The 17,409-nt window shown below is 38.4% G+C and carries 16 protein-coding genes; 8 read left to right on the forward strand and 8 right to left on the reverse strand.

What is annotated here, in order from left to right:
- The first annotated feature begins 80 nt into the window (after positions 1 to 80).
- The 3 genes from trxB to K6I41_RS14955 all read left to right on the forward strand — a co-directional run bounded on the left by trxB (position 81) and on the right by K6I41_RS14955 (position 2,716).
- Positions 81 to 1,028 (forward strand): thioredoxin-disulfide reductase, encoded by a 948-nt coding sequence (gene trxB, locus K6I41_RS14945; protein ID WP_013198771.1) that lies wholly within the window; start codon positions 81 to 83, stop codon positions 1,026 to 1,028.
- Between the two features lie 122 nt (positions 1,029 to 1,150).
- The gene (gene aat, locus K6I41_RS14950) at positions 1,151 to 1,882 is read left to right on the forward strand and encodes a leucyl/phenylalanyl-tRNA--protein transferase (protein WP_250374708.1); all 732 of its coding nucleotides are present in this window, start codon (positions 1,151 to 1,153) and stop codon (positions 1,880 to 1,882) included.
- 18 nt (positions 1,883 to 1,900) lie between these two features.
- Complete coding sequence (locus K6I41_RS14955) at positions 1,901 to 2,716, forward strand: arginyltransferase (protein ID WP_005303129.1); 816 nt, start codon at positions 1,901 to 1,903, stop codon at positions 2,714 to 2,716.
- A gap of 41 nt (positions 2,717 to 2,757) precedes the next feature.
- On the opposite strand, the gene rimI is transcribed toward K6I41_RS14955, so the two are convergent.
- The 8 genes from rimI to K6I41_RS14995 all read right to left on the reverse strand — a co-directional run bounded on the left by rimI (position 2,758) and on the right by K6I41_RS14995 (position 11,649).
- Complete coding sequence (gene rimI / locus K6I41_RS14960) at positions 2,758 to 3,213, reverse strand: ribosomal protein S18-alanine N-acetyltransferase (RefSeq protein WP_013198774.1); 456 nt, start codon at positions 3,211 to 3,213, stop codon at positions 2,758 to 2,760.
- A 107-nt stretch (positions 3,214 to 3,320) separates the two neighbouring features.
- Positions 3,321 to 4,196: a metal-dependent hydrolase gene (locus tag K6I41_RS14965; protein ID WP_250374709.1), complete on the reverse strand. Its 876-nt coding sequence runs from the start codon at positions 4,194 to 4,196 to the stop codon at positions 3,321 to 3,323.
- Between the two features lie 240 nt (positions 4,197 to 4,436).
- Positions 4,437 to 5,318, reverse strand: coding sequence for a metal-dependent hydrolase (locus K6I41_RS14970; RefSeq protein ID WP_250374710.1), 882 nt, complete (start codon positions 5,316 to 5,318; stop codon positions 4,437 to 4,439).
- Positions 5,319 to 5,522: 204 nt separating this feature from the next.
- Complete coding sequence (tuf, locus tag K6I41_RS14975; protein ID WP_004794160.1) at positions 5,523 to 6,713, reverse strand: elongation factor Tu; 1,191 nt, start codon at positions 6,711 to 6,713, stop codon at positions 5,523 to 5,525.
- A gap of 94 nt (positions 6,714 to 6,807) precedes the next feature.
- Positions 6,808 to 8,946 carry an elongation factor G gene (gene fusA, locus K6I41_RS14980; RefSeq protein ID WP_005303124.1) on the reverse strand — a complete coding sequence of 713 codons (2,139 nt, stop codon included), beginning with the start codon at positions 8,944 to 8,946 and terminating at the stop codon, positions 6,808 to 6,810.
- A 177-nt stretch (positions 8,947 to 9,123) separates the two neighbouring features.
- Positions 9,124 to 9,594 carry a 30S ribosomal protein S7 gene (gene rpsG / locus K6I41_RS14985; protein WP_004638185.1) on the reverse strand — a complete coding sequence of 157 codons (471 nt, stop codon included), beginning with the start codon at positions 9,592 to 9,594 and terminating at the stop codon, positions 9,124 to 9,126.
- A 160-nt stretch (positions 9,595 to 9,754) separates the two neighbouring features.
- Positions 9,755 to 10,129, reverse strand: a complete 375-nt coding sequence (rpsL, locus tag K6I41_RS14990; RefSeq protein ID WP_002050319.1) for a 30S ribosomal protein S12 — start codon at positions 10,127 to 10,129, stop codon at positions 9,755 to 9,757.
- 200 nt (positions 10,130 to 10,329) lie between these two features.
- A complete protein-coding gene (locus K6I41_RS14995; protein ID WP_250374711.1) occupies positions 10,330 to 11,649 on the reverse strand; it encodes an EcsC family protein in 1,320 nt (439 codons plus the stop codon).
- A 300-nt stretch (positions 11,650 to 11,949) separates the two neighbouring features.
- Between K6I41_RS14995 and K6I41_RS15000 the strand changes: the two genes are divergently transcribed.
- The 5 genes from K6I41_RS15000 to K6I41_RS15020 all read left to right on the forward strand — a co-directional run bounded on the left by K6I41_RS15000 (position 11,950) and on the right by K6I41_RS15020 (position 17,407).
- Positions 11,950 to 13,179: a beta-ketoacyl synthase N-terminal-like domain-containing protein gene (locus K6I41_RS15000; protein WP_004641618.1), complete on the forward strand. Its 1,230-nt coding sequence runs from the start codon at positions 11,950 to 11,952 to the stop codon at positions 13,177 to 13,179.
- A gap of 18 nt (positions 13,180 to 13,197) precedes the next feature.
- Positions 13,198 to 13,650, forward strand: coding sequence for a CopD family protein (locus K6I41_RS15005; RefSeq protein ID WP_250374712.1), 453 nt, complete (start codon positions 13,198 to 13,200; stop codon positions 13,648 to 13,650).
- 164 nt (positions 13,651 to 13,814) lie between these two features.
- Entirely contained in the window at positions 13,815 to 14,375 is a 561-nt protein-coding gene (locus K6I41_RS15010; RefSeq protein ID WP_250374713.1) for a hypothetical protein, read from the forward strand.
- Positions 14,376 to 14,760: 385 nt separating this feature from the next.
- Positions 14,761 to 16,386: an NAD+ synthase gene (locus K6I41_RS15015; RefSeq protein ID WP_250374714.1), complete on the forward strand. Its 1,626-nt coding sequence runs from the start codon at positions 14,761 to 14,763 to the stop codon at positions 16,384 to 16,386.
- On the forward strand, positions 16,379 to 17,407 hold the full coding sequence (locus K6I41_RS15020; protein ID WP_013198781.1) for a hypothetical protein: 1,029 nt from the start codon (positions 16,379 to 16,381) through the stop codon (positions 17,405 to 17,407). Before K6I41_RS15015 ends, K6I41_RS15020 begins: the two co-directional genes overlap by 8 nt.
- Positions 17,408 to 17,409 lie beyond the last annotated feature (2 nt).

Here is a 17,409-nt window from a genome sequence, read left to right on the forward strand (position 1 = left end):
ATCCACATTGATTTAACGCTATTGATCGGCAAATTCACGTATAATTTTCAAAATTCTCGAAATAAATAAGGATACCCTCAATGAGTGCTCGTCATTCTCGGTTAATTATTCTCGGTTCTGGCCCTGCGGGCTATAGTGCAGCTGTCTATGCAGCACGTGCAAACCTTAAACCTACTTTGATTGCAGGTTTACAACTAGGTGGGCAACTTACAACAACAACCGAAGTTGACAACTGGCCGGGCGATCCTGAAGGTTTAACAGGTCCTGCATTAATGGATCGTATGCAAGCACATGCTGAACGCTTTGGTACAGAACTCGTCTATGACCATATTAACGAAGTGGACTTAAACGTACGTCCTTTTGTTCTAAAAGGTGATATGGAAGAGTACACATGTGATGCTTTGATTATTGCAACTGGTGCTACAGCTCAATATCTTGGCCTAGAGTCTGAACAAAACTTTATGGGACAAGGCGTAAGCGCATGTGCAACATGTGATGGTTTCTTCTACAAAAACCAAAAAGTAATGGTTGTAGGTGGTGGTAACACTGCTGTTGAAGAAGCGCTTTATTTATCAAATATTGCTTCACATGTAACGCTAGTACACCGCCGTGATAGCTTACGTTCTGAAAAGATTTTGCAAGATCATTTATTTGCCAAAGAAAAAGAAGGCAAAATCAGCATTATCTGGAATCACGAAGTTGAAGAAGTATTGGGTGACAATACTGGTGTAACAAGTGTTCGCCTTAAATCAACTCAAGATGAATCTAAGCAAGACGTAGAGGTTCATGGTCTATTCGTTGCAATTGGCCACAAACCAAATACTGGAATGTTTGATGGTCAATTAAACTTACGTGATGGCTATATCCAAGTACAAAGCGGTACTTCTGGTAATGCAACAGCAACTTCTGTAGCTGGTGTTTTTGCTGCTGGTGATGTCGCTGACAGCATTTATCGTCAAGCGATTACTTCTGCTGGGTCAGGCTGTATGGCTGCTCTAGATGCTGAAAAATATCTAGATAATCTTTAATTAATAGATTTCTAGAGTTTAAAAACAGCCGTTATTATAACGGCTGTTTTTTTAGAATAATGACTAGCTGACATATATTAATTTTTATAGCATAACCTTAAAGCTGATCTTATTTTATTTTTATGAATACACTTCCACTTTCTCAATTCATTTTCCCTGACCCTATTGAAGCCGATCCAGATGGTCATGGTTTAATCTGTATTGGAGCCGATCTCTCCCCTTCTACCCTATATGAAGCATACACCCACGGATTATTTCCGTGGTTCAATGAAGATGAACCCATTTGTTGGTGGAGCCCTGAGCCTCGTTGTGTGGTCTATCCTCAAAATTACAAGCCAAGCAAGTCTCTCCTTAGAAACATGAAAAAACATGATTATACAATTACGGTTAATCATGCCTTCGAAGAAGTTATTCGCTCATGTTCTTTACCAAGAAGTTATGCAGATGAAACTTGGATTAGCGAAGATATTATTCAGGGCTATTGTGAGATGTTTAATGCTGGCTATGGATATAGTGTGGAAGTCTGGGATCAAAACGAACTTGTCGGAGGTCTATACGGCATTACGATTGGCAAAGGATGCTTCGGTGAATCAATGTTTAGTAATGAAACTGATGTTTCAAAAATGGCTTTTTATACATTAATGCTGATTGGACAAGAAAATCAGCTCCCTTGGGTAGACTGCCAGCTTGTAAATAGTCACTTAATTAGCTTGGGAGCTTGTACACTTTCTCGTCAAGACTACTTAAAATCGTTACAAGATGTAATTATTCACCCCTCTATCAATTGGAAAAAGTATCAAGAACGTGTATTTTCAAGTAAAACAATAGCGTTAGATGCAAAATTAATGGAATGATAACAGGAGGGACCAATCATGAAATCATATCACCCGAAGTCCCTTTTAAATGATCTGCAGTATTATATTACTCCACCTCATGATTGCAGCTACCTAGAAAATAAATCGGCGCGCATGGTGTTTTTAGACCCTATTCATCGGATTGATGTGGTCACTCTTTCAGAACTTTCTCGTTTAGGATTTCGCCGTAGCGGTGACTTCGTTTATCGTCCTGAATGCCATTTATGCAGACAATGTTTGTCTTGTCGCGTTCCAGTTGCCGATTTCCAAATGAACAGCATGCAGAAAAAAGCGTGGAAAAGAAATCAAGATCTGACCATGACTGTTTTGCCAACTCAGCAAGCTGCTCAAATTCATTATGATTTATATGAACGCTATATTAATGAACGTCATGCTGATGGTGACATGTTTCCACCTAGCTTAGATCAATTTGAAAAATTTTTAGTACATAGTTGTACAGATAGTTTCTTTTTAGAGCTTTGGAAAGATAACCGTTTAATCAGTGTTTCTACCTGCGATCTAATGGATGATGGACTGTCTGCGGTCTATACTTTCTTTGATCCAGATGAACATCGTAGATCACTTGGTGTGTACTCTATTTTGAACCAAATCGAGTATGTGAAATCGCTTGGTTTAGAATATCTTTATTTAGGTTACTGGGTGCCGCACTCAGCCAAAATGAATTATAAGTCGCAATATACCCCTTTAGAACTTTTACTAGATGGGCAATGGCGCCGCTTAAATAGATCCTTGTCCCCCGACGAAATTCAACAGTTAGGTACATCACTTATGACAACGTTACCTTCTGAATGGAATAATTTAATTATTAAATAATTTTAATCTGACTTTCTTATGAAAAGCACTCAGATCAAAATTTAGAATAAAGAAGCAAAATCATCTGTACAGGTTTTTACCATAATGACTGCATGTTCCCGCCCCCCTTCTGGGGTAGGATAATAATTGCGACGCAGGTCAATTTGGTGAAAACCTGTTTTTTCATATAAACCGATAGCAGCTTTATTACTTTCACGAACTTCTAGAAATATTTGTACTGGTTGATTTTTTAATTGATCAATTGATGCATTTAATAATTCATATCCTAAGCCCTGACCTTGCATTTTAGGATCAACGGCCATGAGCAATAAATTTGCTTCATCTAGTACTGGTTGTAAAATACAAAAACCAACGACTCTATTTTGTGACTCAATGACAGTGCATTGATAAGAATTCAAAGATTCTACAAATTGCTGTCTTGACCATGGGTGTGTTTGCACTGATTTTTCGATTTGTACAACAATATCAACATCAGTGTTTTGCATAATACGAATCATGGGGTTCAGCACAATCAAAGTTCTAAAGTAATGCGTATTATAAAAACTTCACAAGAAAAAACGAGTAAAAAAAAGGACAATTAAATTGCCCTTTTTTACCATCCTTTTTAGAGACCTAGTTTTTCACGCCAAGTTGCTAACAGCGCTGTAGTGTCAGAATCATTTGGATGAAATTTTGGTCTTAAGAAATCAAGTAACTCTGGAATTTGACGTGTCATAAAACCTTTACGACCATACATAAACTTAAGCATGTACTTCGTATCTTTCCACGTTAATTTATCATCAGTCTTGAGTAACTTAGCAGTAAAATAAGATTGAGTTGCAAAGATTAATGCCATTGCAATAATCAAAGCTGCTGAGCGCATAAAATAAGCTTTCGGACGTTGCCCATACATGCTTGTGTACACATCAAATGCCACGGCTTTATGTTCATTTTCTTCAACTGCATGCCACATCCATAAATGATACATCGTGTCGTCTTGGAACATCGCCTGAATTTCAGGGTTTTGTAAAAGTTCAGCTGCAATGGTAGACGTAAAATGTTCTAGAGCACATGTTCCCGTCAAATCAATCATTTCTTTAGTGTAGCCAAAAGGTTTCATTAATTTGGTTACAACAGCTGTACCCATCTTAATGACTTTTCCTGTTTGCTTTTCCATATGGCGAACATCATAACCATAAGCTTGCGCTGAAGCATTAAATGCTAAATGCTCTTTCGAATGCATCGCTTCTTGACCAATAAAAGCACTGATTTCTTTTTGAAGATCTGGATCAGCAAGCTTTGGATCATTTCGAACAGCACGAGTACTATTTACAAAGAACTGCTCACCTTCTGGGAAAAGGGCCGATAATGCTGTCATAAAATGTGTCAATGCCGCATCATAGTTTGCCCAATAGCGTGGGACCTGAGTAAATTCAAAGTCCATACGACGCACAGGGAAACTAGCACCAGCACGATTGGAAATATTTACCTTAGCATTCATCTCAGACTCCTTTTAAGTGAATAGCTAATTCACATATAACTTTATTTATTTTCTTAATATTTATAATCATACGTCTTTCGAGGTACCAATTAAGTGCAGATGAGGACAGAGAAATATCAGATGAGGTCATTAATAACCCCATAAAGGTGCATAGACTTACTTATACTTATGGTTAGCAAATAATACTTAAAAAGAAAAAAGGGCTACTCATGAGCCCTTTCAAATCAACATAGATTTAAATTACAAACCTAATTTTGCTTTCCATGTTTTCAATAGACTAACTGTATCTAAATCATTTGGATGAAAACCAGGCTTAAAGTAAGCTAACATTTCTTTAGCCATACCAGTAATAATGCCTTTAGATGGGCTATATCCATATTTATAAATTACTGATAGTTCATTTAAATTCAACTTATTGTCTTGTTTTAATAAACGAAGTACAAAAGATGATTGAATCAAAAAGATTAAAGTCATAGCAAAAACTAAAGAACTGGTTCGTAAGGCATAAGCTTTTACACCCTTACCAAATACACCTTCGTACACGTCAAAAGCTACAGCTTTATGCTCATTTTCTTCAATAGCATGCCAATACCACATCGTTGACATCGTCTCATCTGTCATAAGCTCTTGAATGTGCTTATTAACTAATAACTGTGAGGCTATAGTAGCGGTAAAATGTTCAAGTGCTGTTGTAGCTGTCAGGTCAACCATTTCTTTGGTCATACCGAAAGGTTTAACAATTTTTACAAAAGCTTTAATTGCTGTTTGAATCGCCTTGTCAGTAAAATTCTCTAATGTTTCTACATCGTGGCCAAACTTTTGAGCAGAAGCATTAAAATTTACATGCTCTTGAGTATGCATTGCTTCTTGCCCAATGAAGGCACTAATCTCTTTTTGTAATGCTTCATCATCTTTAATAGATGGGTGATAACGTACAGCACGTACACTATCTATGAAGAATTTCTCACCTGCCGGAAACAAAGCCGACAATGCTGTCATAAAGTGTGTGAGTCCAGCAGAACCATTCATCCAATATTCTGGTACATCATTAAAGTCAAAGTTCATACGACGTACAGGAAAGCTCGCCCCTGCGCGATTAGTAATATTCACTTTAGCATTCATACCCAAAGCTCCTTATTAAGTAATCCAAATTACTCAAACTTTATTGTTCGTTTTCTTGATTCTTATCATACAAATTTCATAAAAAGGATTAAGGGTAAATAAGGACATTGAAATATCAGTTAAGGCCAGCTTTTATAGTGATTGTTAGACAATTAAATATAAAAAAAGCGCTCTAAAAAGAGCGCTTTTTTTCACTGAAAGTGATTATGCAGTTACTTTCGCAACAACACCAGCACCTACAGTACGACCACCTTCACGGATCGCAAAACGTAGACCTGGGTCCATTGCGATTGGGTGGATTAATTCTACTGACATTTCAACGTTGTCACCTGGCATAACCATTTCAACGCCGTCTTGTAATTGGATTGCGCCAGTTACGTCAGTTGTACGGAAGTAGAACTGTGGACGGTAACCGTTAAGGAATGGAGTATGACGACCACCTTCTTCTTTAGAAAGTACGTATACTTCTGCATCGAATTTAGTGTGCGGCTTGATTGTACCTGGTTTAGCAAGTACTTGACCACGTTGTACGTCTTCACGCTTAGTACCACGTAAAAGAACACCACAGTTCTCGCCTGCACGACCTTCGTCAAGAAGTTTACGGAACATTTCTACGCCAGTTACAGTTGTTTTAACTGTATCTTTAATACCAACGATCTCTACTTCTTCACCAACTTTAACGATACCAGCTTCTACACGGCCTGTTACTACAGTACCACGACCAGAAATTGAGAATACGTCTTCGATTGGCATTAAGAATGCTTTATCGATAGCACGTTCTGGTTCTGGAATGTAAGAGTCAAGCGCTTCAACAAGAGCAAGAACTGAAGACTCGCCATATTGACCAGCATCACCGTTAAGAGCAGCAAGAGCTGAACCACGGATAACAGGAGTGTCATCACCTGGGAAGTCATAAGTAGAAAGAAGTTCACGAACTTCCATTTCTACTAATTCAAGTAATTCTTCATCATCAACAAGGTCACACTTGTTTAAGAATACGATGATGTAAGGTACACCAACCTGACGAGAAAGAAGGATGTGTTCACGAGTTTGTGGCATTGGACCATCAGTCGCAGCACATACAAGGATCGCGCCGTCCATCTGAGCAGCACCAGTAATCATGTTTTTAACATAATCGGCGTGGCCCGGGCAGTCTACGTGAGCGTAGTGACGGATTGGAGAATCGTATTCTACGTGTGAAGTATTAATTGTAATACCACGTGCTTTTTCTTCAGGTGCTGAGTCGATTTGTGAGTAATCTTTCGCTTCACCGCCGTAAGTTTTTGCACAAATAGTTGCAATCGCAGCAGTTAAAGTTGTTTTACCATGGTCAACGTGACCAATTGTGCCCACGTTTACGTGTGGCTTATTACGTTCAAACTTGGCTTTAGCCATGATGATCTTCCTTTATAAACTGCTCATGCAGGGTCACTGCACGAGCGCTTGGTTTTTAACTAAGAATTAGTTTGGGCTTATAGTAATCGAAAGATTACTCGTCGTCACCTTTTTTACCGCCAGTCTGGAACTTAGCGATGATGCCTTCAGCCACGTTACGTGGAGTTTCAGCGTATTTAGCGAATTCCATAGAATAAGTCGCACGACCTTGAGACATAGAACGCATTTGAGTCGCGTAACCAAACATCTCAGCCAATGGAACTTCTGCTTTAATTGCTTTAGTTCCACCAGGAAGATCATCCATACCTTGAACCATACCACGACGACGGTTTAAGTCACCCATGATATCGCCCATGTAGTCTTCTGGAGTTTCTACTTCAACTTTCATGATTGGTTCAAGAAGGATAGGATCAGCTTTCATGAAACCGTCACGGAAAGCGTATGAACCAGCCATTTTGAACGACAATTCATCAGAGTCGACATCATGGTAAGAACCATCGAATAATGTCGCTTTGATACCCACAACAGGGTAACCAGCCAATACACCATTCTTCATACGTTCTTGAATACCTTTGTCAACCGCGCCAAAGAATTCTTTAGGTACTACACCACCAACAACTTCTTCAACGAATTGGTATTCTTTACCAGCTTCTTCAACATCAAGCGGTTCAAGACGTACATATACGTGACCAAACTTACCTTTACCACCAGTTTGACGTACGAACTTACCTTCTTGTTCAACAGACTTTTTGATCGTTTCACGGTAAGCAACCATTGGTTTACCAATGTTCGCTTCAACACCGAATTCACGCTTCATACGGTCAACGATGATGTCAAGGTGAAGCTCACCCATACCAGCAATAATTGTTTGACCAGATTCTTCGTCTGTACGAACGCGGAAAGATGGATCTTCTTTAGCCAAACGACCTAAAGCGATAGACATTTTTTCTTGGTCTGCTTTAGTTTTTGGTTCAACAGCCAATGAAATTACTGGCTCTGGGAATTCCATACGTTCAAGAGTAATGATGTTTTTCTCATCACATAATGTATCACCAGTAGTAACGTCTTTAAGACCTACACACGCTGCGATATCACCTGCACGGATTTCATCAAGATCTTGACGTTCGTTCGCATGCATTTGCACGATACGACCGATACGTTCACGCTTAGATTTAACTGGGTTATAAACCGGATCACCTTGTTTAAGAACACCAGAGTAAACACGTACGAATGTTAAGTTACCTACGAATTTGTCGTTCATGATTTTGAACGCAAGCGCAGAGAACGGAGCTTCGTCAGATGCTTCACGAGACGCTTTAGTTTCGTCTTTGTCGTCAAGGATACCTTCGATCGCTTTAACTTCTGTAGGTGATGGTAAGAATTCAATTACAGCATCCAACATACGTTGAACACCTTTGTTTTTGAACGCTGAACCACAAAGCATTACTTGAATTTCAGAAGCTAATGTACGAGCACGTAAACCTGCAATGATCTCTTCTTTAGAAAGATCACCTTCTTCAAGGTACTTGTCCATTAATTCTTCAGAAGCTTCAGCCGCAGCTTCAACCATTTTTGTACGCCATTCGTTAGACGTATCAACTAGGTCAGCTGGGATATCAGCATATTCAAACTTCATACCTTGAGATGCTTCATCCCAGATAATCGCTTTCATTTCGATAAGGTCAACAACACCCTGGAATGTATCTTCAGCACCAATTGGCACAACGATAGGAACAGGATTACCACCTAAACGAGTTTTAACTTGCTCAACAGCACGGAAGAAGTTTGCACCAGTACGGTCCATCTTGTTCACGAATGCTAAACGAGGCACTTTATATTTGTTCGCTTGACGCCATACAGTTTCAGACTGAGGTTGTACACCACCTACAGCACAGTAAACCATGCAAGCACCGTCAAGAACACGCATAGAACGTTCAACTTCGATTGTGAAGTCTACGTGTCCCGGGGTGTCAATTACGTTGATACGGTGTTGTTCGAATTGGTTACCCATACCAGACCAGAAACAAGTTGTAGCAGCAGAGGTAATTGTAATACCACGCTCTTGCTCTTGTTCCATCCAGTCCATTGTTGCTGCACCGTCGTGTACTTCACCAATTTTGTGAGATACACCTGTGTAGAACAAAATACGTTCAGTTGTAGTTGTTTTACCTGCGTCAATGTGCGCAGAAATACCGATGTTACGGTAACGAGTAATTGGGGTTTGGCGAGCCATGATGTCTACATTCCTAAATGTTATATTTAAAACAGGACGCACCAATTAAATTGATGCGCGCGAATATCCAAACAGGCAACTTAAATACCTGCAAAGCTCCCACTTTGATAAAGAGCAATGTTGAATCGAGCTGCTGTACGCATGAATATTCTCCTGAATAAGGCCTGTTTTATCCGCTTAGAAACGGTAGTGAGAGAAGGCTTTGTTAGCTTCAGCCATACGGTGCACATCTTCACGTTTTTTGATTGCTGCACCTTTACCTTCAGCTGCATCAAGCAACTCACCAGCAAGACGTAAAGCCATCGTTTTTTCAGAACGCTTAGCGGCAGCATCTACTAACCAACGCATAGCTAAGGCAGTACGACGGGATGGGCGTACTTCCATAGGTACTTGATAAGTAGCACCACCAACACGGCGTGCTTTTACTTCAACCATAGGACGAACTTTTTCAAGAGTAGTCTCGAAAAATTCAACTGGGTCTACTTTGTTTTTTTCTTGAACACGTTCTAAAGCACCGTAAACGATACCTTCAGCAACAGATTTTTTACCATCTTGCATTACGTGGTTCATGAATTTAGCGATTGTTTGGCTGCTAAATTTTGGATCTGGAAGGATCTCACGAGCAGCGACTACGCGACGTCTTGGCATTTTAATACACCTAATAATATGACACTTCAGGATAATCCAGCAGTTTGTACAAGTGTCATGTACACGACGCTGGCCTTACTATACGTCGCTTGAATTACAAATCTATGAAGAATTCAAACAAGCGAAACGCTAAAGGGCTTATTGGACTAGTTTCCTAGAATTACTTCTTAGGACGCTTAGTACCGTATTTAGAACGTGATTGATTACGATCTTTAACACCAGCACAGTCTAATGAACCACGAACGGTATGGTAACGTACACCTGGTAAGTCTTTAACACGACCACCACGGATAAGAACAACACTGTGCTCTTGTAAGTTATGACCTTCACCACCGATGTAGCTAGATACTTCAAAACCTGAAGTTAAGCGAACACGGCAAACCTTACGCATAGCTGAGTTAGGTTTTTTAGGTGTAGTTGTATAAACACGTGTACAAACACCACGACGTTGTGGACAAGCCTTCAACGCAGGAACTTTGGATTTTTCAACCAAAGTCGTACGACCCTTACGGATCAACTGATTCGTTGTTGCCATATGGCAATTCTCCCGTTATTAAAAAACCTTAAAAAGAAAATACCTCTTTTTAAGGGCACATAATTGTAAGCTAAGATGCAAAAATGGTCAACACGGCAATACTTACCAAATGTTGACCATATCAATCTTTGACAGGATAACTTACAAATCTAAATAGAGTTTAAATCTTATTTTTAAACCTCTTATTTGTAAGCGTATTGTTAAGAGTATTTTTTATCATTCAACTCTCCTTCATCTTCCTCAGGAGTTAAAGCAGGTTTTTGCTCAGTATGCTCATGTTCCTCAACATGTTTATCAGCAAGTTGCTCAATACCTTGATGAACATTTTCCTGAATTTTTTCTTCACTCTTTTTACTTTCTGTAGGCTTTAAGACAATAGATACTTTTGAAATGACATCATGGTTTTCTACTTTATGATGATGTGCTGCATGAATATTGCCATCTTCACCCACATTTAAAAGACGAGGACTCGCCTTCTGAATGAGCGTTACTGCAGCATAATAGGCCTGTAACGGAGATAAATGCTCACTTGGATGCTCATTTAAATAATGTCTTGCAGCACCAAAAATGGCTTGTGCTTTATGACCAACATCTTCTTGTAGTTTCCAACTATATACGGCGCTTAAAACAGCACCAGCAACTGGTGTAACTTTGCCAAAGGCTGAAAGTTTAGGAATACGGTTTAACCACCCCCATTTAAACTCCCCATCTTCATCGACTAACCAGTTCTTTAAAGTATCAAAATCGGTAGTTGAACCTAACACTTGCTGAAATTGATGAATATCTTGCGTTTCCAACATATTTCGTAATGTTTTTAAAGCTATCAATAAAGTTTGCTTTTCAGCAATCAGACTAATATCAACTTCTTTAAAGATAAACTCGACAACGTCTTGGTCTGTAACTTCCAGAAGTTCAAAACCATGTGATCTACCAGTCTGATAAATCGTTCTTAAAACCAGTACGAGTGAAACAGGAATATCTACAGCAGCACCAACCACACCCGATACGCCTGTAATTGCACCTTGTAAAGTTGCAATTAATTTATTTTGTTCGATAAGCGCCTGACTTAAACGCTGAGAACGGCCCGTATCTTTAGTGAGCTCAAATAAATCTTTAGCACCCGCTTCTTCTAGGATTTTTTCACTTAAGGTGCTTTTTGAACTAAAGTCATTCAGCCAATCAAATAAATAACCTGAGATTTTTTCATCCCAATCTGGGGAAAGAAATGTAGCTACACCATTTACTTTTGTAAAATGTCGTCCAAAGACCTGACGAGTTACTTTCGGCAATTGTTCACGTAGCATTTGTTGAGGACTTTCATATTGCTCAACTTCAAATGGGCTTTTTGTTCTCGATTTTCCTTCAACTGTTTTCCCAGTTGGAATTGGTTCAATTACCTTACTAACGTCACCTGATTGGTTCTGTTGCAAGATACTCAATCCTGTAGAACTGAGCTTTTTAGCCACTCCGAAGACCTGAGAAAACAAATTGTCAGATTGATTATTATTAAATTTTGTCATCAAGTACCTCGATTTTTTAATTTATCTAATTAGACATAAATACTAGGTGGAATGTGGATTTATCTCAACTTGAATGTGTGTATTTTAGTTAACCCTAAATGCAACATACTATGTATTTAGTTATTTTTTTTAAATGTAAAATTGTCATAAAGATTTGCCATAAGAAATAAAAATCCTTTCTGCTATCATGTTAACAACGAAAAAACATGAGTCTTGTTTTCTTACAGCTATATTCTCCTATTCGTTTTAGTAGCTGTTGATCACCATAGACTCTTAATATCACCATAAAGGGACCTGTAGATGAAACGTGTTGTAATCACTGGTATGGGTATTAACTCATGTATCGGTAACTCTTTAGAAGCAGTTACTCATTCACTTCAAAATGGAATCTCCGGGACACGTTTTAACCCAACTTATGCTGAACTCAATTTTAAAAGTCATGTGAGCGCTGCTGCAGAACAAGATTTTGATCATATTGATCGTAAGTTAAAACGCTTTATGGGCGTATGTGCAATGTACGCTTACAATGCTGCTGTAGCTGCTGTTGAACATGCAGGTCTTACTGCTGAGCAAATCGGTGGTAATCCACGTTACGGTATCGCAGGCGGTTCAGGGGGTGGTTCAACTGCATCTGTTGTTGAAATGACAGAGCTTTTAGAAACTAAAGGTGCACGTAAAGTAGGACCTTTCTTCGTACCACGTAACATGTCAAACACTATTACTGCAAACGTAGGTGTGGCATTCAAACTGCAAGGTATTGCTCATACAATTACAAGTGCTTGCGCAACTTCTGCTGACGCAATTGGTTATGCGTACAACCTTATTCAACTCGGCAAACAAGACCTTATGCTTGCTGGTGGTGGCGAAGAAGATCATTGGTCTCAAAGTTTATTGTTTGATGCAATGGGTGCACTTTGCTCAAAATATAATGAAACTCCAGAAACAGCATCTCGTCCATATTCAGCAGACCGTGATGGCTTTGTTATTGCTGGCGGTGGCGGTTTCGTAGTACTTGAATCACTTGAACACGCTCAAGCACGTGGTGCCAACATTTTAGCTGAAGTTGTTGGTTATGCTGCAAACAGCGATGGCGCAGACATGGTTGCTCCAAGCGGTGAAGGTGCTACACGTTGTGTGTTAATGGCACTTGAAGAAGCTAAGCAACATGGCGTAGACAAAATTGACTATGTAAATACACATGGTACATCCACTCCAGCTGGTGACATTACAGAACTTAAAGCAATGGAACGTGCATTTGGCGAAGGCAATGTGCCTCCTCTTAGCTCAACTAAATCTATGACAGGTCATAGCTTAGGTGCAGCTGGTGTACAAGAAGCTATTTACTCTGTTCTAATGATGCAAAACGACTTTATTGCACCAAACATCAATGTAACTGAACTTGATGAAGGCGCAAAACCTTTTGATATCGTACTTGAAAAACGTGATGCAAAATTGAATACTGTAATGAGTAACAGTTTTGGCTTTGGCGGTGTTAACGCTTGCCTTATTTTCAAGAAGTGGGATGCATAATCCCACCTAGGATTATCGATGGATGCACCTTCTGATGCTTTTTTGTGGGTAAAAGCATTACATATTATTGCCGTGGTTTGTTGGTTCGCTGCTTTGTTCTACTTACCACGTCTATATGTTTATCATGCCATGAGTGAAGATGCTGTTAGTCATCAACGCTTTGAAGTAATGGAACGTAAGTTGTATCGTGGAATTATGTGGCCTTCTCTGATTGCCACATTAATTACTGCTCATTTCCTTGTGGATTGGGGCGATGCAACTCGACATTATCATCAGGCAACATGGTTTTACCTTAAAGTTGGATTAGTTGCTTTGTTAGTCCTCTACCATTTGGTATGTGGCTACTACCGTAAAAAACTTATCGGAAATGCTCACTATAAATCACATAAGTTCTGGCGCTTCTTTAATGAAATGCCGACCTTAATTTTATTTGCTGTTGTGATTTTAGTTGTCGTAAAGCCTCAGTTTTAACTGGGGCTTTTGCTTTTCTTATCCAAGATAATCTTTTATTCACAGCAATAAGAAAAACTAGATCCATTTAAAGCTTTATATTTTTAAAACAGAACGATAAAACTAATGAATTACCATACCTCTTTATTTCACGATATCTAATCTATAGTATGCTAAAGAAATAGATGAACTCATTTAATGGCAAAGCTATGCTACTTTTTAATGCCTTTAAACGCTTAATTCGCACACAATTTATTCTTCTTACACTTTTTATTTTCCGTCACTTAAAAAACTACCCCATTAGACATTTGACTGCTCAAGAAAAAGTATTAGCACAAATGGTCTTCGGCGACATGCTCAACTGTGAACAACCTAAAATTATTGCTACTCGCTACCTTCCTTGGCAGTCTTACGGTATTTTTATGGCTCCAAACGGAAATATTTATGTCAATCTTTCCGATTATAGTGAAAATTATGCTCTAGAATCTAAATTTATGCAGGGTATTTTTATTCACGAACTCACTCATGTCATGCAGTATCAAAAAGGTATTCATGTACTACTTAAAGGTGCCTTACTGCAATCAGCCTATTATCTGAGCTTTAAAAGTTACAACCCCTATAAATACACCTACTCTCCCCACAAGGCTTTTAGCTCTTATAACATTGAACAACAAGGTGAAATTGCCCGTGACATTTGCTCTGGTAAAATCCCAAATATTATCTGTTTACCTCAACTTCATTTGTAACTAAATAATCAATCATCCCTTGAACGTAACATTTCTTACTTAATGTAAATGAGAATTCTTATAAATCAGAAATACTTACCTAAGCTATAAAATCACTCTTATTTAATTCAAATTATTGAAAAAAATATAACGCCCTTATTCCAAATTGGCTTGCGATAAGGCAGTATACAAACAATAAAAATAATGAAGCCTGTTTCTATTCTATACAGAAAATCTCGTTATTTTTACGCAGAAAATATGTGATTGGTATATATTATTGATCTTGACATTTTTGTTTACTATTTTAATTGTTTAATATCGTATCATACACATCGTTGAAAAATTATATCTATAAAAATCAACACTATGTGTATCTATATTCGTTATGATCTAGGATTAGGTTTGAATGAAAAGTTTTAAAGTTGCCCTTGCTCAGTTTTCTCCGCATATTGGCAATATTGACTCAAACACCAAAAAGATGATTGAGCAAGTAAATCAGGCGAAAAAACAAAACGCTGACCTGATTATTTTTCCCGAGCTTTCTGTTATTGGTTACCCAGCTGAAGACTTATTGCTACGTCCAAATTTAAATAAACGTATGCAAAAGGCTTTTGCTCAACTTGCCGAAGTTAAAGATATTGTCATGGTTTTCGGATTTGTGAACCAGACAGAAGATGGTCAACGTTATAATTCTGCTGCTGTCATGAAAGACGGTCAAGTTTTGGGTGTTTTTAACAAACACAATTTACCAAACTATGGCGTCTTTGATGAAAAACGTTATTTCCAAAAAGGACATCAGCATTTGGTGTTTGAATATCTTGGACATAAGTTTGGCGTATTGATTTGCGAAGATATCTGGTCAATTAATACCGTAAAACAGCTAAGCCAATTAAATGTTGATACTGTTCTTGTATTAAATGCATCACCATACGAAGTCGGTAAACCACAGCACCGTACACAAACCTTAAGTGAACTTGCAAAACAACTTCACCTCAACATTGTGTACGTTAACCAAGTGGGCGGACAAGATGATTTAATTTTTGATGGCACAAGTTTTGTCAGCAATAAAGATGGTGGAATTGCTTTACAAGCACCAAGCTTTAAAGAAGACCTCTACATCGCTGAATTTGACCCAAAAAGCAAAGCATTTAAAGTCACGGAATCAGCACCTGCTTTAGAAACATTTGCAGAGATCTATCAAGGTTTAGTTCTGGCAACACGTGACTATGTAGAGCGTTCAGGTTTCCCTGGTGTAATTTTAGGTTTATCTGGCGGTATTGATTCTGCCCTTACACTTGCTATTGCTGTTGATGCAATTGGTGCAGAAAAAGTACAAGCCGTAATGATGCCTTATACTTATACTTCTCAAATTAGTGTAGAAGATGCGGCTGAACAAGCTCGTCGTATGGGTGTAACTTTCGGTATTGCTGAAATACATTCAGTTGTAAATAGCTTTATGCAAACCTTGTATCCTTTCTTTGGCAACTCACCAGCAGATGCGACCGAAGAGAACTTACAAGCGCGCGCACGCGGCACATTACTCATGGGATTATCAAATAAATTTGGTAATTTAGTACTCGCCACTGGCAACAAGTCTGAGCTTTCAGTTGGCTACTGTACACTTTATGGTGATATGGTTGGTGGCTTTGCAGTTCTAAAAGATGTTTATAAAACTATCGTATTTGAATTAGCAAAATACCGTAATAGCTTAAGTGAAACTCCTGTTATTCCTGAACGTGTTATTACCCGCCCACCTTCAGCAGAACTTCGCCCAGACCAAAAAGACCAAGACTCTTTACCAGCATATGATGTATTAGATGCCATTCTTTACGCATACATTGAAGAAGATTTAAGTCAGGCAGATATTATTGCCAAAGGTTTTGATAAAGAAGTAGTTGAAAAAGTTATCCGTTTAGTTGATCGTAATGAATATAAACGTCGTCAAGGCGCGATTGGGCCGAGAATTACTTCTCGTGCATTTAGTCGTGAACGACGTTATCCGATTGTCAACGGTTGGACAGCGAATGACTGAGCAGGAAAACTCATCAAAAACTACAGCACTTGCTCAAGCACTTTTGCTTGAGCAGGTGGAATTTTTCAAAAAACAATTATCTATAGAAAACTCACCTATTTATTTCCAGCAGTTCATTCAACTGTTTATGCAACATGCTGACGAAATAAAACTTCATGAAGTTGTTGATTTAGAGCAACTACAAGCCGTTGTGAAACGTTATGCTTTTGAAATGCAGCTAGGTGCTGGTTTACTTGAGTTTATTGGGGAAATCGCGCAGCGTATTTATCTATCTGCCATGAAATCTCCAATTCAGTTACAAGATTTGGTATCTGACCACCAATTTGAAATGTGGCTCTCCAAATTTTTAGAAATGGAACATATTCCTCTTTATCTCAATCAGTTTTTAAGAAGTAGTCCTTCTGTACAACAACTTTGCCAATATATTGCAACCTCAACCTTAGAACAAAAATTACCAAAATTTCTAAGTGCATCTAGAGTTGACGACTATCACTTTGAATGGCAACACAAACTCAAAAAATTCTCCTTTCTACAGCAACAACGTCTTGAGCACAAACTTGAAACCTGGATTGCCAGCTTTATTCATGAGCAACTCACAGAATTAAGTCTTTTATCGAGTGAAGATTTAGAAAGCCTAGTGCGTCATGTATGGGAAGATATTAGACATAAAAAAATGTATGAGTTTATGAAGCAACTCACTCCTCTCGATGTTGAAGAGTTTTTTGTTTTAATTTACGAATACTGGAAAGAATTACGCCAATCGCAATTTATGCAAGATTTGATTTTGTATGGTGTCGAAGTTTTTTATGACTTTTATAAAGATCAGAGTTTATTTGAAGTATTAAGTGAGATTGGTTTAACCGAAAGCGACTTACAAACTGAAGCTTTACGTTTTTATCCGAAGGTTATGAATGCCTTTAATGAACACGGTATTTTAGAACCGTTATTACAAGCGCTTTTAGCTCCTTTTTATCAAAGCTCAAAAACACTCGATACGATTGAAAAACATTTTAATATGTAAAA

It is taken from the genome of Acinetobacter sp. AS23 (assembly GCF_023612055.1).
Lineage (GTDB): Bacteria > Pseudomonadota > Gammaproteobacteria > Pseudomonadales > Moraxellaceae > Acinetobacter > Acinetobacter oleivorans.

Excerpts from the sequence above, each read along its gene's own strand:
- trxB (WP_013198771.1), top strand. The coding sequence starts at position 81 with ATGAGTGCTCGTCATTCTCGGTTAATTATTCTCGGTTCTGGCCCTGCG.
- aat (WP_250374708.1), top strand. The coding sequence starts at position 1,151 with ATGAATACACTTCCACTTTCTCAATTCATTTTCCCTGACCCTATTGAA.
- K6I41_RS14955 (WP_005303129.1), top strand. The coding sequence starts at position 1,901 with ATGAAATCATATCACCCGAAGTCCCTTTTAAATGATCTGCAGTATTAT.
- rimI (WP_013198774.1), bottom strand. The coding sequence starts at position 3,213 with ATGATTCGTATTATGCAAAACACTGATGTTGATATTGTTGTACAAATC.
- K6I41_RS14965 (WP_250374709.1), bottom strand. The coding sequence starts at position 4,196 with ATGAATGCTAAGGTAAATATTTCCAATCGTGCTGGTGCTAGTTTCCCT.
- K6I41_RS14970 (WP_250374710.1), bottom strand. The coding sequence starts at position 5,318 with ATGAATGCTAAAGTGAATATTACTAATCGCGCAGGGGCGAGCTTTCCT.
- tuf (WP_004794160.1), bottom strand. The coding sequence starts at position 6,713 with ATGGCTAAAGCCAAGTTTGAACGTAATAAGCCACACGTAAACGTGGGC.
- fusA (WP_005303124.1), bottom strand. The coding sequence starts at position 8,946 with ATGGCTCGCCAAACCCCAATTACTCGTTACCGTAACATCGGTATTTCT.
- rpsG (WP_004638185.1), bottom strand. The coding sequence starts at position 9,594 with ATGCCAAGACGTCGCGTAGTCGCTGCTCGTGAGATCCTTCCAGATCCA.
- rpsL (WP_002050319.1), bottom strand. The coding sequence starts at position 10,129 with ATGGCAACAACGAATCAGTTGATCCGTAAGGGTCGTACGACTTTGGTT.
- K6I41_RS14995 (WP_250374711.1), bottom strand. The coding sequence starts at position 11,649 with ATGACAAAATTTAATAATAATCAATCTGACAATTTGTTTTCTCAGGTC.
- K6I41_RS15000 (WP_004641618.1), top strand. The coding sequence starts at position 11,950 with ATGAAACGTGTTGTAATCACTGGTATGGGTATTAACTCATGTATCGGT.
- K6I41_RS15005 (WP_250374712.1), top strand. The coding sequence starts at position 13,198 with ATGGATGCACCTTCTGATGCTTTTTTGTGGGTAAAAGCATTACATATT.
- K6I41_RS15010 (WP_250374713.1), top strand. The coding sequence starts at position 13,815 with ATGAACTCATTTAATGGCAAAGCTATGCTACTTTTTAATGCCTTTAAA.
- K6I41_RS15015 (WP_250374714.1), top strand. The coding sequence starts at position 14,761 with ATGAAAAGTTTTAAAGTTGCCCTTGCTCAGTTTTCTCCGCATATTGGC.
- K6I41_RS15020 (WP_013198781.1), top strand. The coding sequence starts at position 16,379 with ATGACTGAGCAGGAAAACTCATCAAAAACTACAGCACTTGCTCAAGCA.